The organism is Streptomyces harbinensis (genome assembly GCF_900116145.1).
Lineage (GTDB): Bacteria > Actinomycetota > Actinomycetes > Streptomycetales > Streptomycetaceae > Streptomyces > Streptomyces carpaticus.
Genome location: NZ_FPAB01000003.1, coordinates 438633 through 463704, shown reverse-complemented (window position 1 = coordinate 463704; position 25072 = coordinate 438633). Strand labels below are relative to the sequence as shown.

The following is a 25072-nucleotide window of genomic DNA, read 5'->3' as shown; positions in this document are numbered from 1 at the left end:
GAGGTGCCCCCGGTGCGGGGCGTAGCCCGGCGACGGGGCGGCGGGCACTCCACCCGGGGGCCCGGATGCCCCGACGGTGGCGTGGCCGGGGCTTGTCGAAGGACGCGGAGAGGCAGCCCGGCGGACAGCCCCCGTGGCGGCGGGCCCGCGGCCGGGTCAGTAGCGCTGCTGCTCGTTGTAGTAGTACCCCTGGTCCGCCGCCGGGTCGTAGCCGTTCTGCTGGGGCTGTGGTGGCTGCTGGGGGTAGGGGTCCTGCTGGGGCGGGTAGCCGTAGCCGCCGTCCTGGGCCGGGGCACCGGTGGCGGCGGTCTCGCGCTGCTGCGGGACCCAGACGCCGCCGGGCGGCGTCTCCTGGTAGTACGCGTCGGCGGTCTGCTGCCACTGGTTGCCGTAGTCCTGCTGGTACTGCTGCTGCCCCGGCGCGCCCTGCTGCTCGCCGTACGGGGTGCCGTAACCGTCGTAGCCCGCGCCGGTGTCGTACCCGCCGCTCTCGTAACCGGCCGTGGCACCCGCGTACGGCTCGGCGTACGGCTGCTGCCGCTGGTCGTGGTAGCCGTCCCCGTACACCGTCTCCTGGGGCTGCTGCGCCGCCGCGTACAGGTCCTGGTCCGGGTCCTGGCCCTGCGGCGGCTGCCCGTGCTGCGGCTGCTGCTGCGCGGGCAGGGGCTGCCCCCACTCGTCGTAGCCGCCGCTCTCCTGGCCCAGCGCCTCGCCCGGCGGGGCGGGCGGGGGCGGCGGGGCGTCGTGGCCGGTCTCGTCCTCGCCGACCGGGTCCATCGGGCGCATCTCCACCGGCTCGTCGCCGCCTTCGCGGCGCCGCCGCTTGCTGTTGCCCGGCCGGCCGCCGAGCGCCCAGCCGGTGGAGAAGCCGCGCCGGAAGGACAGCGTCACGAAGGTCTGGCCGGTCGCGAACGCGACGGTGCCCAGCGCGATCACCGGCACGTAGGGCAGGATCACGCCGAACACCACGGCCAGGAACCCGAAGAAGGCGAGCAGCCGCCAGCGGAGTCTGGCCTTGTACTGGAGCAGGACCTCGCCCAGCAGCCACAGGGAGACGATTCCGAACGCGATGTAGAGGACCGTCCAGCCCATGTACGCCCCTCTCAGCTGTGCTCAGCCGTGTTCGAGGTCCGCCCGGTGCAGACCGAGGTTCTTGTAGACGTCCAGCGTCGCCGTCGAGTGCAGCGTGGTGTTCAGCGTGACGAAGTGCAGACCGGGGATGTCCTCTTCCATCAACCGCGCACACAACTCGGTGGCGAACTCGATCCCGACCGAGCGTACAGCCATCGGATCGTCCTTGACCGCGCGGAGCCGATTCTCCAGCTCTTCGGGGAAGGTGGAGTTGCTGAGCTGCTTGAAGCGTTCGATCTGCCGCAGATTCGCGATCGGCATGATTTCCGGGATGATCGGGACATCGCATCCGGCGGCGGCCACCCGGTCACGAAGCCGCAGGTAGTCCTCGGGGTTGAAGAACATCTGGGTGAGCGCGAAGTCGGCCCCGGCCCGGCACTTGTTGATGAAATGCCGGATATCCGTCTCCCAGTCGGTGGATCGCGGATGCATCTCCGGAAATGCCGCGACCCCGACACAGAAATCGCCCGACTCCTTGATCAGGCTGACCAGTTCAGCGGCGTACATCACACCGCGCGGGTGCGGCACCCACTCCCCCATCGGGTCGCCGGGCGGGTCGCCGCGCAGGGCCAGCATGTTGCGGATGCCGCCGTCCGCGTACTGGCCGATGATGTTGCGCAGCTCGGACACGGAGTGGTTGACGGCCGTGAGGTGGGCGACCGGGGTGAGGGTCGTCTCGGTGGCGATCCGCTCGGTGGCCCGCACGGTGCGCTCGCGGGAGGAGCCGCCTGCTCCGTAGGTCACGGACACGAAGGTCGGGCCCACGGCCTCGACGCGGCGGATGGCGTTCCACAGGGTGCGCTCACCCTGCTCGGTCCTGGGCGGGGTGAATTCGAAGGAGTAGGAACGCTTGCCGGCGGCGAGGAGATCGCGCACCGTGTGCGCCCGGTCATTCATCGTGGACGGAATCCCAAGGGCCATGCGCGCAGGCTACCCAGCGCACCGGCGATCTCCCACGCGTGTCCGGTCCCCGGACGGGCGTGCGCGCTCACCCGGCGCTCACCCGACGCTCACCCGCCACTCACCCGGCGCGCAGCCGCCGGGCGAGCGCGCCGGCCGCGGCTCCCGGGTCGTCGGCCTCGGTGAGCGCCCGGACCACCACGATGCGCCGGGCTCCGGCCTCCAGCACCTGGTCGAGATTGCCCGCGTCGATGCCGCCGATCGCGAACCAGGGGCGGGCGGGGCGCAGCGAGGCGGCGTAGCGCACCAGCGGCAGCCCGGGGGCGGCCCGGCCGGGCTTGGTGGGGGTGGGCCAGACGGGGCCGGTGCAGAAGTAGTCGACGCCGGGCTGGACGAGGGCGGCGTCCACCTGCTCCGGGCTGTGGGTGGAGCGGCCGATGCGCACGCCGTCGCCGAGCAGCGCGCGGGCGGCGGGCACCGGCAGGTCGCCCTGGCCGAGGTGGAGCACGCCGGCGCGCGCGGCGTGCGCGACGTCCGCCCGGTCGTTGACCGCGAGCAGCCGGCCGTGCCGCCGGCAGGCGTCGGCGAAGACCTCCAGCAGTTCCAGCTCCTCGGCGGCCTCCAGGCTCTTGTCGCGCAGCTGCACGATGTCGACGCCGCCGGCCAGTACCGCGTCCAGGAAGTCGGGCAGGTCGCCCTGGCGCTTTCTGGCGTCGGTGCACAGATACAGCCGGGCGGCGGCGATGCCGTCGGTCACGGCTCCCCCTCGTGGTGGTGAACGGATGTGGTGCGGTGGGCGTGGCGGTGCTCGTGGCGGTGGGCGGTGGCGCGGCCTGCCGCACCACCGCCCACCGGTTCAGCCGGTCACACGGCCAGGGCCTGGGCCCGCCGCTTGACCTCGCTCCCGCGGTTCTGCCGCAGGGCCTCGGCCGGGGTGCCGGGCAGGCTGTCGTCGGGGGTGAAGAGCCACTCCAGCATTTCCTCGTCGGTGAAGCCGTCGTCGCGCAGCAGCGTCAGGGTGCCCACGAGGCCCTTGACGATCCTGCCCTCGCCGATGAAGGCGGACGGCACCTGGAGCACCCGATTCTCGCCCCGGCGCACGGCGATCAGCTGGCCTTCCTTGATCAGCTGCCGTACCCGGTTCACTTCCAGGTCCAGCTCTTCCGCGATGTCGGGGAGGGTGAGCCAGGAGGGGACGAGAGCATCGGTTTTCACATCAATCTCGGTCACGCCTCAAGCCTGCCACCTCCCACCGACAGCCGTCATCGGGGAGTGGCAGCAGAGGGACGGGGGCGGCCGCGGCCGGGGTCAGGCGAGGGCGTTCTTCAGCGGTACGGCGGGGTCGGCGGCCCGCGCGGGGTCGAGCCGGGCGCCGCGTGCGACGAGCCGGCGGCCCTGGGCCAGGTCGCGGGGCCGGTCCACGGCGCACACCGCGCGCAGCGTGCCGTCCGGGCCGAGCCAGCACACCGTCCAGGCGCCGGTCGAGCCGTCCGCGCCCGGGTCGCCACGCCACAGCAGGGTGTCGTCCGGGCCGTGCTGCCCGGCGTACTGGACGAACCGGCCGAACTGCTCGCTCCAGAAGTACGGCACCGGGTCGTACGCCGCGTCCCCCGTGCCGGTGAGGTGGGCGGCGACCGTGGCGGGCCCGGCCTGGGCGTTGTCCCAGTGGTGCACCAGCAGCCGGCGCCCGTAGCGGGCGGAGGGGAAGGAGGCGCAGTCGCCGACCGCGTACACCCCGGGCAGGGTGGTGCGCAGCCGGTCGTCGGCGCGGACCGAGCCGTCGGGGGCGAGGGCGACGCCGCTGCCGGCCAGCCAGCCGGTGGCGGGGCGGGAGCCGATGCCGATCAGGACGGCGTCGGCGCCCAGCACCTCGCCACCGGCCAGTTCCACCTCGCCGGGGCGGACGGCGGCCACCCGGGCGCCGGTGCGCAGCCGGGCGCCGGCCTGCTCGTACCACTGCCGCATGGGTTCGGTGAGCCGGGGCGGCAGGGCGCCGGGCAGCGGGTGGGGGGCGGCTTCGAGGACGGTGACGGCGGCCCCGGCGGCGCGGGCGGCGGTGGCGGCCTCGGCGCCGATCCAGCCGGCGCCGACCGCGATCAGCGAGCCGCGGGCGGCCAGCAGCGGCCGGAGCCGGGCGGCGTCGTCCAGGGTGCGCAGCACGTGGACGCCGGGCAGGCCGGCGCTGCCGGGCAGGGTGAGCGCCTCGGCGCCGGTGGCGATGACCAGCCGGTCGTACGGGAGGGGGCCGGCGTCGGTGAGCAGGGTGCGGGCGGTGGCGTCGATGCCGGTGGCGGTGCGACCCAGCAGGAGTTCGATGCCGAGGGCGTCGAAGTCCACGTCGAGCGGGGCGCCTTCGGCGGTGCCGAGCAGGACGTCCTTGGAGAGCGGCGGCCGGTCGTAGGGGCGGTGGCGCTCGGCGCCCGCCACGGTGATGGTGCCGGTGAAGCCCGCTTCGCGCAGCAGCACGGCGGTCCGGGTGCCGGCGAGTCCGGCCCCGGCGATGACGACCCGCTGTTCCCGTTGATCCACGTTCGCCACCCTACGGTCGTGGGCGCTTGTCCTTCACCCGGCCCCGCGTACTAGGGTGACGGGACACCAGAGCACACGGGAGCCCGGCGGACCGGGCTGAGAGGGAGGCGGCCGGCCTCCGACCGTACGTACCTGATCCGGGTCATGCCGGCGAAGGGAGCAGCCACGCGGCCATGTCCGTTTCCTCCATCTCCCCCACCGCGCCGGCCGGCACATCATCCGATGTGCTGGTCATCGGCGGCGGTGTCATCGGTCTTGTCACCGCCTGGCGGGCGGCCGGGCGCGGGCTGAGCGTCGCGGTCGCCGATCCGCGGCCGGGCGGCGGCGCCGCGCGGGTGGCCGCCGGCATGCTGGCGGCGATCACCGAACTGCACCACGGCGAGGAGCCGCTGCTCGATCTGACGCTGGCCTCCGCCGCCCGCTACCCGGAGTTCGCCGCGGAGCTGGAGGCGGCGGCCGGCAGCGGCACCGGCTTCCGCGCCTGCGGCACGCTGGCCGTCGCGCTGGACGCCGACGACCGGGCCGAGTTGCGGGTCTCGCACGCCCTGCACCAGCGGTGCGGGCTGCACACCGAGTGGCTCACCGGGCGCGAGTGCCGCCGTCTGGAGCCGATGCTGGCCCCGTCGGTGCGCGGCGGGCTGCGGGTGGACGGTGACCATCAGGTCGATCCGCGCCGCCTCACCGACGCGCTGCTGACGGCCTGCGAGCGGGCCGGGGTGGTCTTCCACCGGCAGTGGGTGCGCGAGCTGACCGTCTCCCGGGACCGGGCCACCGGGGCGGTGCTGGCGGACGGTACGGCCCTCGGTGCCGCCCGCACCGTGCTGGCCGCCGGGAGCCACAGCGGCGAACTGGCCGGGCTGCCGCCGGGGATCGCGCCGCCGGTCCGCCCGGTGATGGGCGAGGTGCTGCGGCTGGCCATGCCCGAGCCGCCGGACGGCGCGGGGCCGTTCCTGTCCCGCACGGTGCGGGCGGTGGTGCGCGGGTCGGCCGTCTATCTGGTGCCGCGCGCGGACGGCGAGCTGGTGGTGGGCGCCACCTCCCGCGAGCAGGGCTGGGACACCACGGTGACCGCCGGCGGGGTGTACCGGCTGCTGCGCGACGCCCACGAGCTGGTGCCGGGCATCACCGAGCTGCCGCTGCGCGAGTGCCGGGCCGGGCTGCGTCCGGGCAGCCCCGACAACGCCCCGCTGCTGGGCCCGAGCGCCCTGCCGGGGCTCCAGCTGGCCACCGGCCACTACCGCAACGGGGTGCTGCTGGCCCCGCTGACCGGGGAGATCCTGGCCGAGTCGCTGGTGACCGGCGAACTTCCGGCGTTCGCCCGGCCGTTCAGTCCGCTGCGCTTTCCTTCGGTGGTGCCCGTATGACCATGACCGTGAACGTGACCGTGAACGGCGCCGCGCGCGCGGTGCCGGCGGAGACGACGCTGGCCGGGCTGGTCGCCGGGCTGCTGGCCAACGGCAGCGGGGCGGGGGTGGCGGCGGCCGTCAACGCCTGCGTGGTGCCCCGGACCCGCTGGGCCGGCACCGTGCTGGCCGAGGGTGACCGGGTGGAGATCCTGACCGCCGTCCAGGGAGGCTGACCACGATGACCGACACCGAGACCGTCGACGGCACCGGGACCACCGACCGGGGCGGGGCCCACGGGGCGGGGGAACCGGACGACGCGCTGGTGCTGGGCCCGCTGACGCTGAGGTCCCGGCTGATCATGGGGACCGGCGGCGCGCCGAGCCCCGAGGTCCTGGAGCGGGCGCTGGCCGCCTCGGGCACCGAGTTGACGACGGTGGCGATGCGGCGGGTGGATGCGGGGGTGCGGGGTTCGGTGCTCGGCATCCTGCGCAATCTGGGCATTGCGCCGCTGCCGAACACCGCCGGCTGTTTCACGGCGGGCGAGGCGGTGCTGACCGCCCGGCTGGCACGGGAGGCGCTGGAGACCCCGCTGGTGAAGCTGGAGGTGATCGCGGACGAGCGCACACTGCTGCCGGACCCGGTGGCCACCCTGGACGCCGCCGAGACGCTGGTGGACGACGGCTTCACGGTGCTGCCGTACACCAACGACGACCCGGTGCTGGCGCGCCGTCTCGAGGAGGCGGGCTGCGCGGCGGTGATGCCGCTGGGGTCGCCGATCGGTTCCGGTCTCGGCATCCGCAATCCGCACAACTTCGCGCTGATCATCGAGCGCGCCGGGGTGCCGGTGATCCTGGACGCGGGCGCGGGCACCGCCTCGGACGCCGCGCTGGCGATGGAGTTGGGCTGTGCCGGGGTGATGCTGGCCTCGGCGGTGACCCGGGCGGAGCGTCCGGTGGCGATGGCGCGGGCGATGCGGCACGCGGTGGTGGCGGGGCGGCTGGCGTACGGTGCGGGAAGGATTCCGCGCCGGCATTTCGCCCTGGCTTCCTCGCCGTTGACCGGTATGGCGGACCTGGACCCGGAACGCCCGGCATATTGACGCGTTCGCACTGATATACGATCCACGGATCCGGGGGGATCGTATCGACCGTGTCGGGGGACAGCGGAGCCGAGTGGGGCCCGCTCCTGGGCGGTCGCCGAAGGAGAGACCGTGAGCACACCGCCGCCGCAACCGCCGCCTCAGGGACCGGAACCCGGGCCGAATCCGTACGCGTCCGCCGCCCCGCCGCCCGCCGCCCCGCCGCCCGGCGTTCCGCCGCAGCAGGGGGCGCCCGGGGCCGGTTACGGCTACCCGGGGCAGCCGCCGGTGCCCGGCCCGCCGCCGGGGTACGGCTACCCGCCGGGCGGCCCCGGCGGTCCGGGCGGCCCCGGCTACCCCGGGGGCCCCGTACCCCCGTACCAGCCGCAGCCGCCGCAGTCCGGCAAGACCAACGGTCTGTCCGTCGGCGCGCTGGTCACCGGCCTGCTCGCGCTGGCGCCCATCGCGCTGATCCTCGGCATCCTCGGCCTCAACCAGGTCAAGAAGACCGGGGAGCGCGGCAAGCCGCTGGCGATCGCCGGCATCGTGCTGGGCGCCACGCAGATCGCGCTGCTGGCCGTGCTGGTGCCCGTGGCCATCTACAACAACGCGGAAAGCGTCGACAGCGCGGCCCCCTCCGACAGCGCCTCGCCCTCCGGCGGCGAGGACGGCGCGCAGGAGGACCCGCCGGGCCGGGACGTGCCCGAGAGCGGCGAGCGCATCGCCGTCTTCGACATCGCCGTCGGCGACTGCTTCGACACCAGCGGCCTGGACCAGTACCAGGACGAGGAGGGCGGCTCGGAGTACGACGTCACCCTCTACCCCTGCGACGTGCCGCACGAGGCGGAGGCCTTCGGCACCCACGAGATCAGCGGCTTCGGCGCCTACCCCGGCACCGAGGAGCTGATGGAGCTGGCGAACACCGAGTGCAACCGGCTCGTCACCTCCTACATCCTGGACACCTGGGTGCTGGGCGAGGACATCCAGATCTTCTACTACCACCCAGAGCAGGCCAGCTGGGACATGGGCGACCGGGAGATCCTGTGCTTCTTCGGGCGGGGCGACAGCCGGTCGATGTCCGCCTCGCTGCGCACCGACGAGGACGCGCTGAGCGCCGACGCGCTGCGCTACCTGGAGATCACCGGGCCGCTGGAGTCGACGGTACGGCTGGAGCCGGCGGACGAGGACCTGACCACGAACCGGGAATGGGCCGGTGAGATGGCCGCCGCCGTCGAGGACGAGATCACCGAGCTGTCCGGGGCCACCTGGTCCGAGGCCGGGGTGGACGAGCTGATCGCCGACCTGATCTCCGCCCGCGAGACCAGCCTGGAGCACTGGCAGGCGATGGCGGACTCCTCCGACGAGCAGGACATGTGGAGCAACTACGTCGACGGCTACGACACCTTGGGTGTGGAGACGGAGATCGAGGTGCGTGAACTGCTCGGACTGGCAACGGGCAGCTGACACTTCCGTCACCGTTTCGCTGCGGTCCCGGCCGCCGGGCGGCGGCGGCCGGGTGGGTGTCCACGGCAGAACGTAGACTCGTCAGCCGTGGACACCACCCTTCAGGACCCGCTGATCGGGCATGTACTCGACGGCCGTTACCGCGTGGACGAGCGGATCGCCGTCGGCGGCATGGCCACGGTCTACCGGGCGGTGGACACCCGCCTCGAACGCGAGCTGGCCGTGAAGGTCATGCACCCCTCGCTGGCGGACGACGAGGAGTTCACCGAGCGGTTCATCCGCGAGGCCAAGTCGGTGGCCCGTCTCGACCACCAGAACATCGTCGGCGTGCTCGACCAGGGCCGCGACGGCGACTACGTCTATCTGGCCATGGAGTACGTGGCCGGCTGCACGCTGCGGGACCTGCTGCGCGAGCGCGGGGCGCTGGCGCCGCGCGCCGTGCTGGACATCATGGAGCCGCTGCTCGCCGGCCTCGGCGCGGCCCACCGGGCCGGCCTCGTCCACCGCGACATCAAGCCCGAGAACGTCCTCATCGGCGCCAGTGGCCGGGTCAAGGTCGCCGACTTCGGCCTGGCCCGCGGCGTGGACCACCAGACCTCGGCGGACACCGGCACCCTGTTGGGCACCGTCTCCTACCTGGCCCCCGAGCGCATCGAGCACGGCACCGCCGACCAGCGCGCCGACGTCTACGCGTGCGGCGTGCTGCTGTACGAGCTGCTGACCGGCGCCAAGCCGCACGGCGGCGACTCCCCGGCCCAGGTGCTGTTCGCGCACGTCCACCGGGACGTGCCGCCGCCCTCGGAGGCCGTGCCCGGGCTGGCCGCCGGGCTGGACGCCCTGGTGGCGAAGGCCGCCGCCCGCACCCCGCAGGACCGGCCCGCCGACGCGGTGGAGCTGCTGGCGCTGGTGCGGGAGGCCCGGGCCGGGCTGACCGACGAGGAGCTGGACGTCCGCCCGCCGGCCGCCGTGGACCCGGCGGAGACCGCCGACGGCGAGGAGCCGACCGACCGGATCGCACCGCCGCCCGCGTCCGCCTCCGGGGTCGGCCCGGAGGAGCGCACCAGCGTGGTGCCCCGTCCTGCCGGGGTGCGCGCCACCGCCCCGGACGGCCCCGGCGCCGTGGGGCACACCGCCCGCATCGAGCTGCCGCGGGAGCCGGCGGACGACGGCGCCCCGGCGCCGCTGGCGTCCCGGCTGCCGCGCCGCCCCGTGCTGCTGGTGATCGCGGCCGTCCTGGCGGTCCTGGGCATCGGCGCCGGCGTCTGGTACGTGAACTCCGGGCAGTTCGTCCAAACCCCCGGCGTGTACGGCGTGCCGCAGGCCGAGGCGGAGGCCACGCTGCGCGACGCGGGGCTCGATGTCGCGGTCACCGAGGCGTACCACGAGACCGTCGAGGCGGGCCACGTCATCTCCACCGACCCGGCGCGCGGCGACCGGGTCCGCAAGAACGCGACCGTCACCCTCACGGTCTCGCAGGGGCCGCCGGTGGCCACGGTGCCCAATCTGCGCGGCATCCCGCTGGAGGAGGCCAAGGAGCAGCTGGAGCGCGCCGGGCTGACCCCGGGCGAGGAGAGCCACGAGTTCTCCGCCGAGGTGCCGCGCGGCTCGGTGCTCTCCACCGACCCGGCGGCCGGTACCGAGAAGCGGCCGGACGCCGCCGTGGCCCTGGTGGTCAGCCGGGGCCCGCAGCTGGAGGTGCCCGACGTGACCGGCATCGCCGAGGGCACCGCCATCCAGCAGCTCACCGAGGCCGGCTACGAGGTGGAGATCGCCCCGGAGCGGGTGTTCTCCGAGGAGGAGTCGGGCACCGTCGCCGAGCAGTCCCCCGGCGCGGGCGAGGCGGCGGGCGAGGGCGACGTCATCACCCTGACGATCTCCAAGGGCCAGGAGATGATCGTGGTGCCCGATGTGCGTGGGGAGTCGGAGGAGGAGGGCCGGCGGATCCTGGAGGACGCGGGCTTCGAGGTGAACGTCAACCGGCTGTTCTTCACCGGGACCATCTTCAACCAGTCCATCTACGGCGGGGACAGCGCCCCGCGCGGCTCGACCATCACCATCTGGGTCCGCTGACACCGGCGGGCACCGTCCGGCCGGGCGCGGTGATCTGAGGCGGGGGTCACATTCCCCGCCTCCGGGTGCGCCCGGGCCTGTGATGCGTGCCATAGGACGGCCGTCACATACGAGCGTCCTTAGTGTTTTCCCATTCGGGGCCGCGGGCCGTAAAAAGCCGGGGAAATTCCGGGGACATTCCTCCGGGTCGGCTCAGGGAACCCCCGGGGTCACCCTGCCGTCCGCACTATCCGCATTAGTAAGAAGGACCTTTGCGCGGGGTTTTCCGTGACTGCTACGAAAGGCCGTCGCAGTCATCGCGAAGAACGAACGTGAGGTCCCCCGCATGTCCGCATCGCTCCCCGCTCCCCGCCGAAGTCGGCTCTCCCGGCTCCAGCGGTCCGCCACCACCGCCGTCGCCGGCTGCGGCATCGCCGCCATCGCTTTCACGCTGGTGCCCAGCGCGAGCGCCCACGAAACCGGCGCGGCCGGCTCCGCCGCCCACTGGGCCGTGAAGGCCAACGACGTCCCCGGGCAGGCGCAGCCCGCCGCCGAGGCCGACGCCGCCGCGTCCCAGGACGTGGCCGCCTCCCTCCAGAAGACCCTGCGGGCGCTGGCCCCCGAGTCGCACACCCGGCACAGCGAGCGGCTCGCCGCCCAGCAGGCCGCCGAGGAACTGGCCGCGCAGCAGGCCGAGGCCGAGCGCGCCGCCGCCGAGGAGGCCGCCGCCAGCCGCGCCGCCGAGCGCGAGACGCTGGCGCAGGCCGAAGCCGCCGCCGAGGCCGAGGCCGCCGCTGCCGAGGTGACCGCCGCCCCCGAGGCCCCGGCCCCCGCCGAGACCGCGCCCGCCGCGCCGGCCGCCCCCACCTACACCGACGACCTGGACGGCTGGATCCGCGAGGCCCTGGACATCATGGCCGAGCACGGAATTCCGGGCTCCTACGACGGGCTTTACCGCAACATCATGCGGGAATCCAGCGGTGACCCGAACGCGATCAACGACTGGGACATCAACTGGATCAACGGCACGCCGTCCATCGGTCTGCTCCAGGTCATTCAGCCGACCTTCGACGCCTATCACGTGGAAGGCACCGCCTACAGCCTGTACGACCCGGTCGCCAATATCGTGGCTGCCGCCAACTACGCCTGGGACCGCTACGGTTCCATCGACAATGTGAACGGCCCGTACTGAGCCCCGTCCCGCGTCACCACCCCGCCCGGCGTCCTGCCAAGCTGGGCCGGTGACCTCCGTTTCCGCGCGCGACCGCAATCCACTGGGCGGCCACGTCCCCGTAGCCGGGGGCCTGGCCGCCCGTGGTCTTTCGTACGCCGCCGGCCTGGCCGCCGAGACCCTCCAGGTGTTCGTCGCCAATCCGCGCGGCTGGGCCACCCCGCCCGGGGATCCGGCGCAGGACGAGGCGTTCCGCGCCGGGTGCGCGCGGCGGGGGCTGCCCGCGTATGTGCACGCGCCGTACCTCATCAACCCGGGGTCCGCCGATCCGGTCACCGCCGAGCGCTCGGTGCGCTCGTTGCGGCACTCGCTGCGCCGGGGCCGGGCGATCGGCGCGCGCGGGGTGGTCGTCCACACCGGCTCGGCGACGGGCGGGCGCAGCCGGGAGAGCGCGCTGGCCCAGACCGGTGAGCTGCTGCTGCCGCTGCTGGACGAGCTCACGCACGAGGAGGACCCGTACCTCCTGCTGGAGCCCACCGCCGGGCAGGGTGCCTCGCTGTGCTCCCGCGTCGCCGATCTCGGGCCCTACCTGGCGGCGCTGCGCCACCATCCCCGGGTGGGCATCTGCCTGGACACCGCCCATGTCTTCGCCGCGGGTCACGATCTGGCGGCCCCGGACGGGGTGGCGGCGACGCTGGACGAACTGGTGGAGGTGGCGGGCCCGGGGCGGCTGCGGCTGATCCACGCCAACGACTCCAAGGCGCCGGCCGGCTCGCGCCGCGACCGGCACGAGAACATCGGCGCGGGACACATCGGACAAGCGGCCTTCGCCGCGCTGCTTAGGCACCCGGCGACGGCCGGTGTGCCGCTGGTCATCGAGACCCCGGGCGGCCCGGAGGGCCATGCGGCGGATGTGGCCCGGCTGAAGGAACTCAGGTCCGCGCCGGCGCCGGGCTGACGTCGGCGGCGGGCAGCGCGCGCCGTCGGCGCAGCGGGGACAGCAGCACGGGCAGGCAGGCCAGCGCCAGGAGGACGCCGCCCGTCCACAGGCCGGCCCGGACGCTCGCGAACTGCCCGATGGCCCCGCCCAGCAGCGAACCGGCGGCCAGCGCTCCGGTGAGCAGGCAGCGGAAGGTCGCGTTCATCCGGCCGAGCAGCGCGTCGGGCGTCAGGTGCTGGCGCAGGGTGACCCCGAGGACGTTGTCCACGCCGGTGCGGAAGGTGACCATCAGCCAGCCGGCCGACGCCAGCCACAGCCAGCCGGTGCCCGGGCCGAGCAGCGGTACGAGCAGCGCCCCGGGGGCCAGCACCGCGCCGGTGCGGACCAGCGCCCGGCCGTACCCGTACCGGCCGGCCAGGGCCCGGGCGCAGCGCGCGCCGAGGAACAGCGAGACGCCGCCGGCCGCCCAGTACAGGCCGAGTACGCCGGCCGGCAGTCCCAGATCCCGGGTGAAGACCACCGGGAGCAGGGTGTTGATCGTCTGCGCGCCGAGGTTGGTGAGGGCGGCGGTGAGCACCAGGGCGCGCAGTTCCGGGTGGCCGAGCACATGGCGCAGCCCTTCGCCGATCAGGGTCCGCAGCCGGGGCGCGGGGCCGGCGGCCCGGGGCGGTGGCGCGCCGTCGCGGGGCAGGGCCAGCAGCCGCAGGGCCGCCGCGAGGTGCAGCACGCCGGTGGCCAGGACGGCGACCGGTGCGGTGAGCAGCTGGACGAGTCCGCCGCCGGCGCCGCGTCCGGCGACCATGGCGCCGGCCTGGAGGCTGACGACGGCGGTGTTCGCCCGGACCAGCGCGGGGCGGCCGACCAGCCCGGGGAGGGTTGACTGCGAGCCGACGTCGACGAAGACCGTGGCACAGCCGGTGAGCAGGACGGCGAGGTACAGCTGCCCCAGGGTGAGCACGTCCAGGGCCCAGGCGAGCGGGATGGAGAGGGTGAGCAGGGCGCGGGCGGTCTCGGCGGCGACGAGCATCCGGCGGTGGCGCATCCGGTCGACCCAGGCACCGGCCGGGAGTCCGATGAGCAGGAAGGCGACGGTGGACAGGGCGGCCAGGACGCCGACCTGGCCCGGGGAGGCGTCGAGGGTGGTGACGGCGATGAGCGGTACGGCGAGGTAGCCGGTCTGGGTGCCGAGCTGGCCGGAGGCGGTGGCGGTGAACAGGGCACGGAAGCCGGGCAGCCGCCACGGACTCGTGCCGTCGGTGTGGTCGCGGGACATGCGCCGACCCTGCGGCCGGGGACGGGGCGGGCGGGAACGATTTAGTCTGGGCCGAAACGTGGCGGGTGAGCGGGGGTGTCATCGGTGCTGGAGATCGAGTTCGCGGCCCAGGACGTGGCCCGTACCCGGTTCGCGCTGTCGCCGCTGTGGGAGGTGGTGGCGAGTCTGCGGGTGCTGCTGGGCGCCGACGCGCACGGGCTGCACCGGCGCTGGACGGAGGCGGTCCGGCCCAGGATCGCCGCCGCGCGGCTCGATCTGACGCCGCTGACCAGCCTGGTCACAGTGCCGACCGCGGGCATCCCGAGCTTCCTGGTGCCGCCGCCGACCGTTCCGCAGCCCTCCCTGGCGGTGGAGCTGGCGGCGCTGCGGGCCACCCCGCCGCCGCTGCTGCGCACCTCGACGCCGCCGGCGCGGGCGGGGGTGGCGGCGCTGCGCGCCGATCCGGAGCGCGGTCTGGCCCGGCTGGCGGAGACGATCGAGGGGTACTGGGAGGCGGCGCTGGCCCCGTACTGGCCCCGGATCAGGACCCTGTGCGAGGGCGATGTCCAGCACCGGGCGCTGCTGCTGGCCCAGGGCGGGATGCAGCGGCTGTTCGACGACCTGGATCCGAAGCTGGCGTGGGACGAGGGCACCTTGCAGCTGGCCAGCCGCTGCCGCAGCGGACGGGCCCGGCTGGACGGGCGCGGGCTGCTGCTGACGCCGTCGGCGTTCGTGTGGCCGCGGATCTTCTCGGACGTGGTGGCGGAGTGGCAGCCGACGCTGCGCTACCCGCCGCGCGGGACGGGGACGCTGTGGGAGGAGCGGGCCCAGCCGCATCCGGAGGCGCTGGCGGGGGTGCTGGGCCGGGGCCGGGCCGTGCTCCTGGCGGAGCTGACCGGGCCGGCCTCCACCACGGAGCTGGCGCGGCGCACCGGCCTGTCGGCAGGCGGGGTGTCGCAGCATCTGTCGGCGCTGCGCGCGGCGGGCCTGGTGAGCGCGCACCGCAGCGGGCGGACGGTGCTGTACGCGCGGACGTCGGTGGCGGAGGCGCTGGTGGCTCAGAGCTCGGGGCCGTCGCCCGGCTCCTCCTGATAGCTGTAGCGCTGTTCCCGCCAGGGGTCGCCGAGGTTGTGGTAGCCGCGTTCCTCCCAGAACCCGCGCCGGTCGGCGGTCATGTACTCCACGCCGCGCACCCACTTGGGGCCTTTCCAGGCGTACAGGTGGGGGACGACCAGCCGCAGCGGGAAGCCGTGTTCCGCGGTCAGCAGTTCACCGTCGCGGTGGGTGGCGAACACATTGCGGTCGGCGGCGAAGTCGGCCAGCCGCAGATTGGCGCTGTAGCCGTACTCGGCCCACACCATGACGTGGGTGACCTCGGGCGCCGGCGGTTCGATGGCGAGCAGGGTGGCCGCCCGTACCCCGCCCCATTCGGCGCCCAGCATGCTGAACTTGGTGACGCAATGCAGGTCGCCGACGACGGTCTCGTGCGGCAGGGCGCTGAACTCCTCGTGGTTCCAGCAGCGTTTGTCACCGGAGGCGGTGGCCCCGAAGACGCGGAACTCCCAGCGCTCGGCCCGGAACCTGGGCACCGGGCCGTAGTGGGTGACGGGCCAGCCGCGCTGTTCCCGCTGCCCGGGGGGCAGCTCCCCGGCCGGATGCGGTGTGTCCGCTTCCTCCTCCGAACGGCTTTCCGGGTGACCCATGGCTCCATGGTGACAGACCTGACATGCACAACGAGAACCGCCACCCCCGATCCACCGGCAACTCCGGTGAAACGGGGTAATTCGGTAAGCCTTCGCTTACTGGACGTCACGCCCACCGGAGTGCCACGATGCCTCGCACACCCGCTCCCCCGTACGGAAGGAGCCCGCTGCCATGCACGGCGATCCCGAGGTCATCGAGTTCCTGAACGAACAGCTGACCGCCGAACTGACGGCCATCAACCAGTACTTCCTGCATGCCAAGATGCAGGAGAACTTCGGCTGGCTGAAGCTGGCGAAGTACACCCGCGCGGAGTCCTTCGACGAGATGCGCCACGCGGAGGTCCTCACCGACCGGATCCTGTTCCTCGAAGGGCTCCCCAACTACCAGCGGCTCTTCCACGTCCGGGTGGGGCAGACGGTCACCGAGATGTTCCGGGCGGACCGCCAGATCGAGGTGGAGGCGATCGACCGCCTGCGCCGCGGCGTCGAACTGATGCGCGCCAAGTCGGACATCACCTCGGCGAAGCTCTTCGAGTCCATCCTCAAGGACGAGGAGCACCACATCGACTACCTGGACACCCAGCTCGAACTCATCGAGAAGCTCGGCGAACCCCTCTACCTCGCCCAGCAGATCGAACAGCCCAGCGAAGCCTGACCGCTCCCCTCACGCGCCGCCGGCCGGCGTCACCGCGTCGCCGTGAGCGGTGCGGGCCGGGGGTCCGGGGTGGGGGCCGCCGGGGCGGAGGAGGCCGGGGTGGCCTGGGGGGTGCGGCGGGGGCAGGGGCGGCCCAGGAGGCCCTGGATGCGGCGGACGCACGAGCCGCAGTCGGTGCCCGCGCCGCTGGTGGCCGCGATCTGGCGCGGAGTGCAGGCGCCCGCCGCCGCGTGGGCGCGGACCTGCTCCTCGGTGACGCCGAAGCACGAGCAGACGTACACCCTCGTCACCTCCCGCGGTGATCTTCCGGTCTTAGTAAGGCAAACCTCACCTTACCTTCCCGGCCGCGGACAGAGAACAGGGCCCCGGTGTGCGCTGCCGCACCCCGGAGCCCCGTCCCGTGTGTCGCCGTCAGCCCCGGTACATCTCCGCCACCAGGAACGCCAGGTCGAGCGACTGGCTGCGGTTCAGCCGGGGGTCGCACGCCGTCTCGTAGCGCTGGTGCAGATCGTCGACCAGGATCTCGTTGCCGCCGCCCACGCACTCGGTGACGTCGTCACCGGTCAGCTCCACATGGATGCCGCCGGGGTGGGTGCCCAGGCCCTTGTGGACCTCGAAGAAGCCCTTCACCTCGTCCAGCACGTCGTCGAAGCGCCGGGTCTTGTGCCCGGAGGCCGCCTCGAAGGTGTTGCCGTGCATCGGGTCGCACACCCACGCCACCTGCGCGCCGGACGCGGTCACCCGCTCCACCAGCGGCGGCAGCAGGTCGCGGATGCGGTCCGCTCCCATCCGGGTGATGAACGTCAGCCGGCCCGCCTCCCGCTCCGGGTCCAGGCGGTCGATCAGCGCCAGCGCCTCCTCCGGAGTCGTGGTCGGACCGATCTTCACCCCCACCGGGTTCGAGATGGAGGCCGCGAACGCGATGTGCGCCCCGTCCAGCTGGCGGGTGCGCTCACCGATCCACACCATGTGGCCCGAGACGTCGTACAGCCGTCCGCTGCGCGAGTCGACCCGGGTCAGCGCCGCCTCGTAGTCCAGCAGCAGCGCCTCGTGCGAGGCGTAGAACTCCACCGAGTGGAACTCGGCCGGATCCGCGCCGCACGCCTTCATGAAGTTCAGCGCGTTGTCGATCTCCCGCGCCAGCGCCTCGTAGCGCTGCCCGGAGGCCGAGGTCCGCACGAAGTCCTGGTTCCAGGCGTGCACCTGCCGCAGATCCGCGTACCCGCCGGTGGTGAAGCCGCGCACCAGGTTCAGCGTGGCGGCGGAGGCGTGGTACATCCGGCGCAGCCGCTCCGGGTCCGGGATCCGGGCCTCGGCGGTGAACTCCGGGCCGTTGACCGAGTCGCCCCGGTACGACGGCAGCGACACCCCGTCCCGGGTCTCCGTCGGCTTGGAACGCGGCTTGGAGTACTGGCCGGCGATCCGCCCCACCTTGACCACCGGGACCGCCGCCGCGTACGTGAGCACCGCGCTCATCTGGAGCAGCGTCTTCAGCTTCGCCCGGATCTGGTCGGCGCTGACCTGGTCGAACGCCTCCGCGCAGTCACCGCCCTGGAGGAGGAACGCCTCACCCCGCGCCACGCTCGCCAGCCGCGCCCGCAGCTGATCGGCCTCGCCGGCGAACACCAGCGGCGGATAGCCCTCGAGCTCCGAGGTCACCGCGCGCAGGGCTTCGAGGTCCGGATAGTCCGGCTGCTGCGCCGCGGGCAGGTCTCGCCAGGAGGAAGCGATGGAGAAGCTGCTGTCAGCGTTCACGGTCACCCGGCCAAGGTTACGGGGTCGCACGGTCACCCAGGTGCCGCGCCCGGGAAGTGAGACAGGGGCCACCCGAGGCGCTATAGTCCCGGCATGCGCACCCAGCCGTTCCTCACCTGGTGGTGGCCCGCTCCTTTGGCGGCCCACTGACTGCGCGCACCCAGCACCACGACGCGAAGGCCGCCCGACGGGGCGGCCTTCGGCGTTTCCCGGCCTCGGTCGCCCCGTCCCGTTCCACGACAGGGGTACCTCCATGGGCCACCACGACCACCGCACCTCCCCCGCCGCCGTCATCGGGCGGCTGCTGACCGGCACCGAACCGTTCGCTCTGCTGTACCGCCGCACCCCGGGCCGGGTCCGCTCCGGCGACGGCACCGTCGAGGTGCTGACCGGCCCGGTGCGCACCGTGGGCACGCTGGCCGAGCTGCCGCTGCCCGAGCGGCCCGGCATCGGGGCGCTGGCCCTGGTGCCGTTCCGGCAGATCGCCGAACGCGGCTTCGAGGTGACCGACGACGGCACCCCGCTGTCCGTCCTGGTCCCCGACCGGGTGACCGAACTGCCGCTCGACGCCGCCCTGGACGCGCTCCCCGGCCACGCCGTCACCGTGACCGGCGGGCACTTCGACATCGACGACGCGGCGTACGAGGAGATCGTGCGCACCGTGCTGCGCGAGGAGATCGGCGCCGGGCAGGGCGCCAACTTCGTCGTCCGGCGCACCTTCACCGGCCGGATCGACGGCTTCGGCCGGCGGGACGCGCTGGCGCTGTTCCGGCGGCTGCTGGCCGGTGAGCGCGGCGCGTACTGGACGTTCGTCGTGCACACCGGCGAGCGCACGCTGGTCGGCGCCAGCCCCGAGGTGCATGTGCGGATGCGCGGCGGCACCGTCGTCATGAACCCCATCTCCGGCACCTACCGCTACCCGGCCGGCGGCCCGGACGCCGACGGGCTGCTGCGGTTCCTCGCCGACCGCAAGGAGACCGAGGAACTGTCCATGGTGGTCGACGAGGAGCTGAAGATGATGTGCGCCGTCGGCGACCGGGGCGGGGTGGTGATCGGGCCCCGGCTGAAGGAGATGGCGCATCTGGCGCACACCGAGTACGAACTGCGCGGGCGCAGCACGCTGGACGTGCGCGAGGTGCTGCGCGAGACGATGTTCGCCGCGACCGTCACCGGAAGCCCGGTGGAGAACGCCTGCCGCGTCATCCGCCGCCACGAGCGGGACGGGCGCGGCTACTACGCGGGCGCGCTGGCGCTGCTCGGGCACGACGCGAACGGTACCCAGACCCTCGACTCGCCGATCCTCATCCGCACCGTGGACATCGCCCCGGACGGCGCGCTGCGGCTGCCGGTGGGCGCCACCCTGGTGCGCGGCTCGGACCCGGCCGGCGAGGTCGCCGAGACGCACGCCAAGGCGGCCGGGGTGCTGGCGGCGCTCGGCCGGCCGGCGCCGGCCGGTACGGCGGCGGTACGCGGGCCCGCGCTCGCCGCCGACCCCCGGGTACGCGCCGCGCTGGACGCCCGGCGCGCGGACCTGGCGCCGTTCTGGCTGCGGATGCAGGACCTGGCCCCGCGCCGGCCCAGCGCCCGGGGCCGGGTACTGGTGGTGGACGGCGAGGACACCTTCACCACGATGCTCGCGCATCTGCTGCGCACCACCGGCGCCGAGGTCACCGTGGAACGCTTCGACGCCCCGGGGCTGCCCGCCCGCGCCGCCGCCCACCCGGGCCCCGTGGTGCTGGGCCCCGGGCCCGGCGACCCGAACGACGGCGCCGACCCCAAGATGCGGCTGCTGCGCGAGCTGACCCGCGCCCTGCTGACCGGCCCGCACTCCGGCGGGCTGCTCGGGGTCTGCCTGGGGCACGAGCTGATCGCCGCCGAGCTGGGCCTGGAGATCGTCCGCAAGGAGCACCCGTACCAGGGCGCGCAGGAGCGGATCGACCTGTTCGGCCGGCAGGAGACGGTCGGCTGCTACAACTCCTTCACTGCCCGCTGCGACACCGACGCCGCGCACGAACTGCTCGCGCACGCCATCGAGGTCAGCCGCGATCCGGACACCGGGGAGGTGTACGCGCTGCGCGGGGAGGGCTTCGCCTCGGTGCAGTTCCACCCGGAGTCGGTGCTGACCCTGAACGGCCCGGCCATCGTCGCCGGGCTGCTGCGTCACTCGGTGTCGAGCCCGCGTTCGATCGCGTAGCGGACCAGTTCCACCCGGCTGTGCAGCTGGAGCTTGCCGAGGGTGTTCTGGACGTGGTTCTGCACGGTGCGGTGGGAGATGACCAGCCGGTCGGCGATCTGCCGGTAGGTGAGGCCCTTGGCGACCAGCCGCAGCACCTCCGTCTCGCGCTCGGTCAGCCGTGGCACCCCGGGCCCGTCGCCGCCGGGCGGCGGCCCGGCGGCCAGCCGGCGGTACTCGCCGAGCACCAGGCCGGCCAGCCCCGGGGTGAACACCGGGTCGCCCACGGCGGTACGGCGTACCGCCTCGGCCAGTTCCCCGGCGCTGGCCGACTTCACCAGATAGCCGGTGGCGCCCGCCTTCACCGCCTCCAGGACATCCTCCTGCTCGCCGCTGGCCGACAGCACCAGCACCCGGGGGCCCGGCTCGGCGCCGGGTCCCGGGTCGCCGGCCAGCCGCCGGCACACCTCGGCCCCGGGCAGCCCCGGCAGATTGAGGTCGAGCACCAGGACGTCGGGGCGTACGGCGCGGGCCCGGCGTACCGCCTGCGGGCCGTCCCCGGCGGTGCCCACCACCTCGAACCCGGCCTCGCCCAGGTCCCGGGCCACCGCGTCCCGCCACATCGGGTGGTCGTCGACCACCATCACCGTCACCGGCCGGTCCGCGCTCACCGCAGCGTGCCCTTCCGCTGCCGGGGCAGCCGCAGCTCCACCTCGGTGCCCTGTCCCGGCACCGAGATCCAGCGGGCGCTGCCGCCCAGTTCGGCCATCCGGCCGCGGATCGACAGCGCCGCGCCCATCCGGCCCTCGGCCTCGGCCGCCGCCAGCCGCCCCTCGGGGATGCCGGGGCCGTCGTCGCGCACGGTCACGGTGATCTCCTCCGGCTCGTCCTCCAGCAGAATCCAGGCCGCCGCCGGCTCCCCGGAGGGGCCGGTGGCGTGCCTGCGCACATTGTCCAGGGCGGCGGCGACGGCGGCGGCGACGGTACGGGCGGTGGCCGCCGGCAGCGGGACGGGGCAGCCGGGACCGGCGTACGTCACCCGGCCGCGGGGGCCGGCGTCCGGTGCCGCTCCCGGGCCGCCGGCCGCCAGGGTCAGCAGGCCGCCCAGATCCAGCTCGTCCGGGTCCTGCGCCGCGCCGGTGCTCCCGGCGCTCCCCGGGTCCGCCGATGCCTCGATGGGCTCGGACCGCGGGGGCGGTGCCGAGCCGTCCGGGGGCCGGCCGGTGACCAGCGCCCGCAGCGCCACCTCCTGTTCCCCCGCCAGCCGGCCCAGCTCCGCCGCCTCGCCGCCGATCGCCGTCCCCCGCCGCTGCACCATGGCCAGCACCTGGAGCACGCTGTCGTGGATGTCGCGGGCCAGCCGTTCGCGCTCCCGGTTGGCCGCCTCGATCCGCAGCGCCCGGGCCAGGGTGCGTTCGCTGGCGCGGGCCACCTCCACCACGTAGCCGATCGCGATGCTCGCCACGCACACCAGCAGGACGTTGTGCAGCGCGCTGCGCGAGAAGTGGCCGTCCTCCACCAGGTTGGCGACCCCGACCAGCGCGGAAGCGAACGCCGCCCACCGCCAGCCGCTCTTGATGGCCACCGCGATCACCGCGCCCGCCACCCAGATCGACGGCAGGGTCGGGCCGACCCGGTTCGCCGGATCGGCCAGCGAGCTGAGCAGGATGCCGCCGACCGCCATGGTCAGGTCGAGCGCCAGGAAGCGGGCGGTGCACCGTTCGGCCGAGGTGACCCGGCGCAGGGTCAGCAGGGTCCAGGCGGTGAGCACCGCGAGATAGCCGACGCCGATCAGCGGGCGGCCGTAGTCCCCGTAGCCGAGGGCGAACAGCGCCACCGCATAGCCCAGGGTCACCACCCGGTAGCCGGTGAGGGCCCGCCACAGCGGCTGCTCCACCGAGATGACCGGCCCCGGCTCCGCACGCCGGTCCGCTGCCCGCACTCCGCCCATCGGGTGGGCCTCCCCCTCAGTCCGGCGTGTCCGTGGGCCGCTCGTCCCCGGCGGTCTCCCCACCGCCGCTCTTCTTGCGTTTCGCCTCCTCCTCCATGGCCTTCTTGACCACCGAGGCATAGGTGTCGACGTACTCCTGCCCGGAGAGTTTCATGATCGCGTACATCACCTCGTCGGTGACCGAACGCAGGATGAAGCGGTCCCCCTCCATGCCCTGATAGCGGGTGAAGTCCAGGGGTTCGCCGATCCGGATGCCCGGCCGCATCAGCTTGGGCATCACCTTGCCGGGCGGCTGGATCTTCTCGGTGTCGATCATGGCCACCGGCAGCACCGGGGCGCCGGTCGCCAGCGCGACCCGGGCCAGACCGCCGGGGCGCCCCCGGTAGAGCCGGCCGTCCGGGGAACGGGTGCCCTCCGGGTAGATGCCGAAGAGTTCGCCGCGCTCCAGTACCGCTATGCCGCTGCGCACCGCCGCCTCACCGGCGCCGCGCTTGCCGGAGCGGTCCACCGGGAGCTGCCCGACGCCCTTGAAGAACGCCGCCGTCAGCTTCCCCTTGACCCCGGGAGAGGTGAAGTACTCGGACTTCGCGATGAAGGTGACCTTGCGGTCGAGGACGACCGGCAGGAAGAAGGAGTCGGAGAACGACAGGTGGTTGCTCGCCAGGATCGCCGGGCCCCGGGCCGGTACGTGCTCCAGCCCCTCCACCCACGGTCGGAAGGCCAGCTTCAGCCCTGCTCCGACGGAAATCTTCATCGCGCCGTACAGCACTCCGCCAACCTCCTGTGTTCTTCCGTGCCCGACCCTACTGGGGATTTACTGTTCTTGGTGCCTCCGGGCCCGCGTAGGCTGGCCACATCCCGCACCGAACGGAGGCCCCGATGCCGCTGCTGAGCGGAGCCGAACCCTTCTCCCACGCGGGCTCGTCCACGGGCGTCCTGCTGTGTCACGGCTTCACCGGCAGCCCGCAGTCGCTGCGGCCCTGGGCCCTGGAGCTGGCCCGCCGGGGGTATTCGGTGTCCCTGCCGCTGCTGCCCGGCCACGGCACCCGCTGGCAGGATCTGCGGGTCACCGGCTGGCAGGACTGGTACGCGGCGGTCGACCGTGAACTGCGGGAGCTGACGGACCGCTGCGCGCAGGTGTTCGTGTGCGGTCTGTCGATGGGCGGCACACTGGCGCTGCGGCTGGCCGCCCGGCACGGTGACCGGATCGCCGGGGTCGCCGTGGTGAACCCGGCGATCACCTTCCCGCCGGTCCGTGGCTTCCTGCTGCCGGTGCTGCGGCGCCTGGTGGCCACCACCTCCGGGGTGACCGGCGACATCCGGGCGCCCGGCGCGGCGCCCGAGGTCGGCTACGACCGGGTGCCGCTGGACGCGGCGGACGAGCTGCGCCGGCTGGTCCGGCTGGTGCGCGGCGAGCTGCCGCAGGTCACCCAGCCGCTGCTGCTGATGCGCAGCGCGGTGGATCATGTGGTGCCACCGGGTGACTCGGCTCTGGTGCTGGGCTCGGTGTCCTCCACCGATGTCACCGAGCTGGTGCTGGCCGACAGTTATCACGTGGCCACCCTGGACCATGACGCGGAGCGTATCTTTCAGGAGACGGACGCCTTCATCACCCGCGTCATCCGCCCCGCGACGAGGAAGACCGCCAGTGACGGAACGTGACCAGGAGCGCGGCGACGGCCGCGACCCGATCGACGAGGAAGCCGCCTGGGCCCAGATCGTCGCCGGCTACGGCGAGGAGCCGGCCGATCCGCCCGGGGTGTGGCCCAAGGGGGACGAGCTCGATCTGACCGACACCGTGGACCGGGTGCCGCCGGGCGCGGACGGCTCGGAGGGCGCCGAGGGGTCGGGCCCCGGCGCCGGTACGGGCCCGGGTGCGGCCGGGGCCGCCGGTACCGCCACCGAGGAGGGCGGCACGGTCTCGGGTACGGGCACCGGCCCGTGGTCGGGCAGCGGGCCGCGCGACTGGGGTCCCGGCGAGGACCCGGACGGGGACCACTTCGTGCCGCCGGACCCGCCGCCGCTGCCGGAGACCGATCTGACCACCAAGTTCGCCTGGCTGGCAGTGCTGGGCGGGCCGCTGCTGCTCCTCGGTTCCGTGCTGTTCCAGCTGGAGATGACCTGGTGGCTCGTGACCCTGGGGGTCGGCGGGTTCCTCGGCGGCTTCGCGACGCTCATCTCGCGGATGCGGGACGGCCACGACGACGACTGGACGGACCCGGGCAGCGGCGCGGTGGTCTGAGGGGCCCGCGCGCCCGCTTACGGGATGCGGAGCGTGGCCAGCACCGGCAGATGGTCGCTGGCCGCGCGCAGATCGCGGGCGGTGACGCCGGGCCGGCCGTGCGGCACCCCGCAGCGCACCACCTTCACCTGCGGTGTGGTCAGGACGGCGTCGATGCGGCTGCTCGGGCCGGTGGCCGGGTAGGTGTGCTCGCCGCCGTCGGGGGCGGCGAGCCAGGCGTCGGTGAGGTCGCGGGTGAGCAGCCGGAAGGCCGGGCCGCCGGGCGGTTCGTTGAGGTCGCCCGCCAGGACGGCGGCGGGGGCGCCGAGGGCGGTCAGCCGCTCCCGTACCAGCAGGGCGTGCCGCCGTCGCTCGGCGGCGCGCAGGCCGAGGTGACAGCTGACCACGGCGAGCCGGGAGCCGGCGCCGAACCGCAGCACGGCGCCGGCGAGGCCGCGCCGGTGCAGCCCTGGGGTGTACGGAAGGGTCTCCTCCAGCGTCCGCTCGGCGATCGGCCGCAGGGTCGTCATGAGCATGGGCCCGCAGGTCGGGGCGCCGCCGGTGAGGTACAGCAGCCCGGTGGCCCGGGCGAGGTGCCGGGCGCGGCGGCGCCAGCCGAAGAAGCGCGGTGCCTCCTGGAAGGCGACCACGTCGGGTGCGCAGGCCCGGACGACCCGGGCCAGGGCGGCGGTGTCGTCGCGCAGCGAGCGGATGTTGTAGCTGAGCAGGCGCACATCGGCGGGCATGTCCCGAG

Annotated in this window: 25 protein-coding genes and 1 riboswitch; of the genes, 12 read left to right on the top strand and 13 right to left on the bottom strand. The window is 74.1% G+C overall.

Features of this window, described 5'->3' with window-relative positions; all coding sequences use genetic code 11:
• Positions 1-156: 156 nt before the first annotated feature.
• From BM385_RS09910 to BM385_RS09890, 5 genes are all read right to left on the bottom strand, one after another.
• On the bottom strand, positions 157-1092 hold the full coding sequence (locus BM385_RS09910; RefSeq protein WP_093842808.1) for a hypothetical protein: 936 nt from the start codon (positions 1090-1092) through the stop codon (positions 157-159).
• Positions 1093-1113: 21 nt separating this feature from the next.
• A complete protein-coding gene (metF, locus tag BM385_RS09905) occupies positions 1114-2052 on the bottom strand; it encodes a methylenetetrahydrofolate reductase [NAD(P)H] (RefSeq protein ID WP_026047411.1) in 939 nt (312 codons plus the stop codon).
• A gap of 100 nt (positions 2053-2152) precedes the next feature.
• Entirely contained in the window at positions 2153-2788 is a 636-nt protein-coding gene (gene thiE / locus BM385_RS09900; RefSeq protein WP_019433700.1) for a thiamine phosphate synthase, read from the bottom strand.
• Positions 2789-2895: 107 nt separating this feature from the next.
• Positions 2896-3261, bottom strand: coding sequence for an Rv2175c family DNA-binding protein (locus BM385_RS09895; protein WP_093842807.1), 366 nt, complete (start codon positions 3259-3261; stop codon positions 2896-2898).
• A gap of 78 nt (positions 3262-3339) precedes the next feature.
• Positions 3340-4569, bottom strand: a complete 1230-nt coding sequence (locus tag BM385_RS09890; protein ID WP_093842806.1) for an NAD(P)/FAD-dependent oxidoreductase — start codon at positions 4567-4569, stop codon at positions 3340-3342.
• 65 nt (positions 4570-4634) lie between these two features.
• A riboswitch (TPP riboswitch) is annotated at positions 4635-4720 on the top strand.
• A gap of 13 nt (positions 4721-4733) precedes the next feature.
• On the opposite strand from BM385_RS09890, the gene thiO reads away from it, so the two are divergent.
• From thiO to BM385_RS09855, 7 genes are all read left to right on the top strand, one after another.
• Entirely contained in the window at positions 4734-5924 is a 1191-nt protein-coding gene (gene thiO / locus BM385_RS09885) for a glycine oxidase ThiO (protein WP_175542958.1), read from the top strand.
• Positions 5921-6139 (top strand): sulfur carrier protein ThiS, encoded by a 219-nt coding sequence (gene thiS / locus BM385_RS09880; protein WP_019433704.1) that lies wholly within the window; start codon positions 5921-5923, stop codon positions 6137-6139. The genes thiO and thiS overlap by 4 nt, the downstream gene beginning before the upstream one ends.
• Positions 6140-6144: 5 nt before the next feature.
• Complete coding sequence (locus tag BM385_RS09875; RefSeq protein WP_093842805.1) at positions 6145-7005, top strand: thiazole synthase; 861 nt, start codon at positions 6145-6147, stop codon at positions 7003-7005.
• Positions 7006-7116: 111 nt separating this feature from the next.
• The gene (locus BM385_RS09870; RefSeq protein WP_093842804.1) at positions 7117-8448 is read left to right on the top strand and encodes a DUF4190 domain-containing protein; all 1332 of its coding nucleotides are present in this window, start codon (positions 7117-7119) and stop codon (positions 8446-8448) included.
• 87 nt (positions 8449-8535) lie between these two features.
• On the top strand, positions 8536-10518 hold the full coding sequence (pknB, locus tag BM385_RS09865; RefSeq protein WP_093842803.1) for a Stk1 family PASTA domain-containing Ser/Thr kinase: 1983 nt from the start codon (positions 8536-8538) through the stop codon (positions 10516-10518).
• Between the two features lie 325 nt (positions 10519-10843).
• Entirely contained in the window at positions 10844-11689 is an 846-nt protein-coding gene (locus BM385_RS09860) for a transglycosylase SLT domain-containing protein (protein WP_019433708.1), read from the top strand.
• A gap of 49 nt (positions 11690-11738) precedes the next feature.
• Positions 11739-12626: a deoxyribonuclease IV gene (locus BM385_RS09855; RefSeq protein ID WP_093842802.1), complete on the top strand. Its 888-nt coding sequence runs from the start codon at positions 11739-11741 to the stop codon at positions 12624-12626.
• Here BM385_RS09855 and BM385_RS09850 read toward each other — a convergent pair.
• The gene (locus BM385_RS09850) at positions 12601-13881 is read right to left on the bottom strand and encodes an MFS transporter (protein ID WP_093842801.1); all 1281 of its coding nucleotides are present in this window, start codon (positions 13879-13881) and stop codon (positions 12601-12603) included. The genes BM385_RS09855 and BM385_RS09850 overlap by 26 nt on opposite strands.
• A 75-nt stretch (positions 13882-13956) precedes the next feature.
• Between BM385_RS09850 and BM385_RS09845 the strand changes: the two genes are divergently transcribed.
• Positions 13957-14952, top strand: a complete 996-nt coding sequence (locus BM385_RS09845) for an ArsR/SmtB family transcription factor (RefSeq protein WP_019433711.1) — start codon at positions 13957-13959, stop codon at positions 14950-14952.
• On the opposite strand, the gene BM385_RS09840 is transcribed toward BM385_RS09845, so the two are convergent.
• Positions 14919-15563: a sulfite oxidase-like oxidoreductase gene (locus tag BM385_RS09840; RefSeq protein WP_019433712.1), complete on the bottom strand. Its 645-nt coding sequence runs from the start codon at positions 15561-15563 to the stop codon at positions 14919-14921. The genes BM385_RS09845 and BM385_RS09840 overlap by 34 nt on opposite strands.
• A gap of 172 nt (positions 15564-15735) precedes the next feature.
• Between BM385_RS09840 and bfr the strand changes: the two genes are divergently transcribed.
• Positions 15736-16218, top strand: coding sequence for a bacterioferritin (bfr, locus tag BM385_RS09835; RefSeq protein WP_019433713.1), 483 nt, complete (start codon positions 15736-15738; stop codon positions 16216-16218).
• A gap of 29 nt (positions 16219-16247) precedes the next feature.
• On the opposite strand, the gene BM385_RS09830 is transcribed toward bfr, so the two are convergent.
• Together BM385_RS09830 and BM385_RS09825 are read right to left on the bottom strand one after the other, a co-directional pair.
• A complete protein-coding gene (locus BM385_RS09830) occupies positions 16248-16499 on the bottom strand; it encodes a (2Fe-2S)-binding protein (protein WP_019433714.1) in 252 nt (83 codons plus the stop codon).
• A gap of 130 nt (positions 16500-16629) precedes the next feature.
• The gene (locus tag BM385_RS09825; protein WP_019433715.1) at positions 16630-17979 is read right to left on the bottom strand and encodes a class II 3-deoxy-7-phosphoheptulonate synthase; all 1350 of its coding nucleotides are present in this window, start codon (positions 17977-17979) and stop codon (positions 16630-16632) included.
• A gap of 247 nt (positions 17980-18226) precedes the next feature.
• On the opposite strand from BM385_RS09825, the gene BM385_RS09820 reads away from it, so the two are divergent.
• Positions 18227-20167, top strand: a complete 1941-nt coding sequence (locus tag BM385_RS09820; protein WP_093842800.1) for an anthranilate synthase family protein — start codon at positions 18227-18229, stop codon at positions 20165-20167.
• Here BM385_RS09820 and BM385_RS09815 read toward each other — a convergent pair.
• The 3 genes from BM385_RS09815 to BM385_RS09805 are packed head-to-tail and all read right to left on the bottom strand — an operon-like array spanning position 20134 to position 22866.
• Positions 20134-20790, bottom strand: coding sequence for a response regulator (locus BM385_RS09815; protein ID WP_093842958.1), 657 nt, complete (start codon positions 20788-20790; stop codon positions 20134-20136). The genes BM385_RS09820 and BM385_RS09815 overlap by 34 nt on opposite strands.
• A 23-nt stretch (positions 20791-20813) precedes the next feature.
• Positions 20814-22097: a MacS family sensor histidine kinase gene (gene macS, locus BM385_RS09810; RefSeq protein ID WP_093842799.1), complete on the bottom strand. Its 1284-nt coding sequence runs from the start codon at positions 22095-22097 to the stop codon at positions 20814-20816.
• Between the two features lie 16 nt (positions 22098-22113).
• Positions 22114-22866 carry a lysophospholipid acyltransferase family protein gene (locus tag BM385_RS09805; protein WP_019433719.1) on the bottom strand — a complete coding sequence of 251 codons (753 nt, stop codon included), beginning with the start codon at positions 22864-22866 and terminating at the stop codon, positions 22114-22116.
• Between the two features lie 110 nt (positions 22867-22976).
• Here BM385_RS09805 and BM385_RS09800 point away from each other — a divergent pair, with 110 nt between their 5' ends.
• Positions 22977-23759 carry an alpha/beta hydrolase gene (locus BM385_RS09800; RefSeq protein WP_019433720.1) on the top strand — a complete coding sequence of 261 codons (783 nt, stop codon included), beginning with the start codon at positions 22977-22979 and terminating at the stop codon, positions 23757-23759.
• A complete protein-coding gene (locus BM385_RS09795; protein ID WP_282614784.1) occupies positions 23668-24339 on the top strand; it encodes a hypothetical protein in 672 nt (223 codons plus the stop codon). Before BM385_RS09800 ends, BM385_RS09795 begins: the two co-directional genes overlap by 92 nt.
• A 17-nt stretch (positions 24340-24356) precedes the next feature.
• Here BM385_RS09795 and BM385_RS09790 read toward each other — a convergent pair whose 3' ends face one another.
• Entirely contained in the window at positions 24357-25064 is a 708-nt protein-coding gene (locus BM385_RS09790; RefSeq protein WP_051131129.1) for an endonuclease/exonuclease/phosphatase family protein, read from the bottom strand.
• Between the last annotated feature and the right edge of the window lie 8 nt (positions 25065-25072).

Bases quoted from the DNA above. Each gene is read 5' to 3' on its own strand.
- macS (WP_093842799.1), bottom strand. From the start codon at position 22,097: ATGGGCGGAGTGCGGGCAGCGGACCGGCGTGCGGAGCCGGGGCCGGTC.
- BM385_RS09910 (WP_093842808.1), bottom strand. From the start codon at position 1,092: ATGGGCTGGACGGTCCTCTACATCGCGTTCGGAATCGTCTCCCTGTGG.
- BM385_RS09860 (WP_019433708.1), top strand. From the start codon at position 10,844: ATGTCCGCATCGCTCCCCGCTCCCCGCCGAAGTCGGCTCTCCCGGCTC.
- BM385_RS09840 (WP_019433712.1), bottom strand. From the start codon at position 15,563: ATGGGTCACCCGGAAAGCCGTTCGGAGGAGGAAGCGGACACACCGCAT.
- BM385_RS09875 (WP_093842805.1), top strand. From the start codon at position 6,145: ATGACCGACACCGAGACCGTCGACGGCACCGGGACCACCGACCGGGGC.
- BM385_RS09850 (WP_093842801.1), bottom strand. From the start codon at position 13,881: ATGTCCCGCGACCACACCGACGGCACGAGTCCGTGGCGGCTGCCCGGC.
- thiS (WP_019433704.1), top strand. From the start codon at position 5,921: ATGACCATGACCGTGAACGTGACCGTGAACGGCGCCGCGCGCGCGGTG.
- BM385_RS09820 (WP_093842800.1), top strand. From the start codon at position 18,227: ATGGGCCACCACGACCACCGCACCTCCCCCGCCGCCGTCATCGGGCGG.
- BM385_RS09795 (WP_282614784.1), top strand. From the start codon at position 23,668: ATGACGCGGAGCGTATCTTTCAGGAGACGGACGCCTTCATCACCCGCG.
- BM385_RS09790 (WP_051131129.1), bottom strand. From the start codon at position 25,064: ATGCCCGCCGATGTGCGCCTGCTCAGCTACAACATCCGCTCGCTGCGC.
- BM385_RS09800 (WP_019433720.1), top strand. From the start codon at position 22,977: ATGCCGCTGCTGAGCGGAGCCGAACCCTTCTCCCACGCGGGCTCGTCC.
- bfr (WP_019433713.1), top strand. From the start codon at position 15,736: ATGCACGGCGATCCCGAGGTCATCGAGTTCCTGAACGAACAGCTGACC.
- metF (WP_026047411.1), bottom strand. From the start codon at position 2,052: ATGGCCCTTGGGATTCCGTCCACGATGAATGACCGGGCGCACACGGTG.
- thiO (WP_175542958.1), top strand. From the start codon at position 4,734: ATGTCCGTTTCCTCCATCTCCCCCACCGCGCCGGCCGGCACATCATCC.
- BM385_RS09815 (WP_093842958.1), bottom strand. From the start codon at position 20,790: ATGGTGGTCGACGACCACCCGATGTGGCGGGACGCGGTGGCCCGGGAC.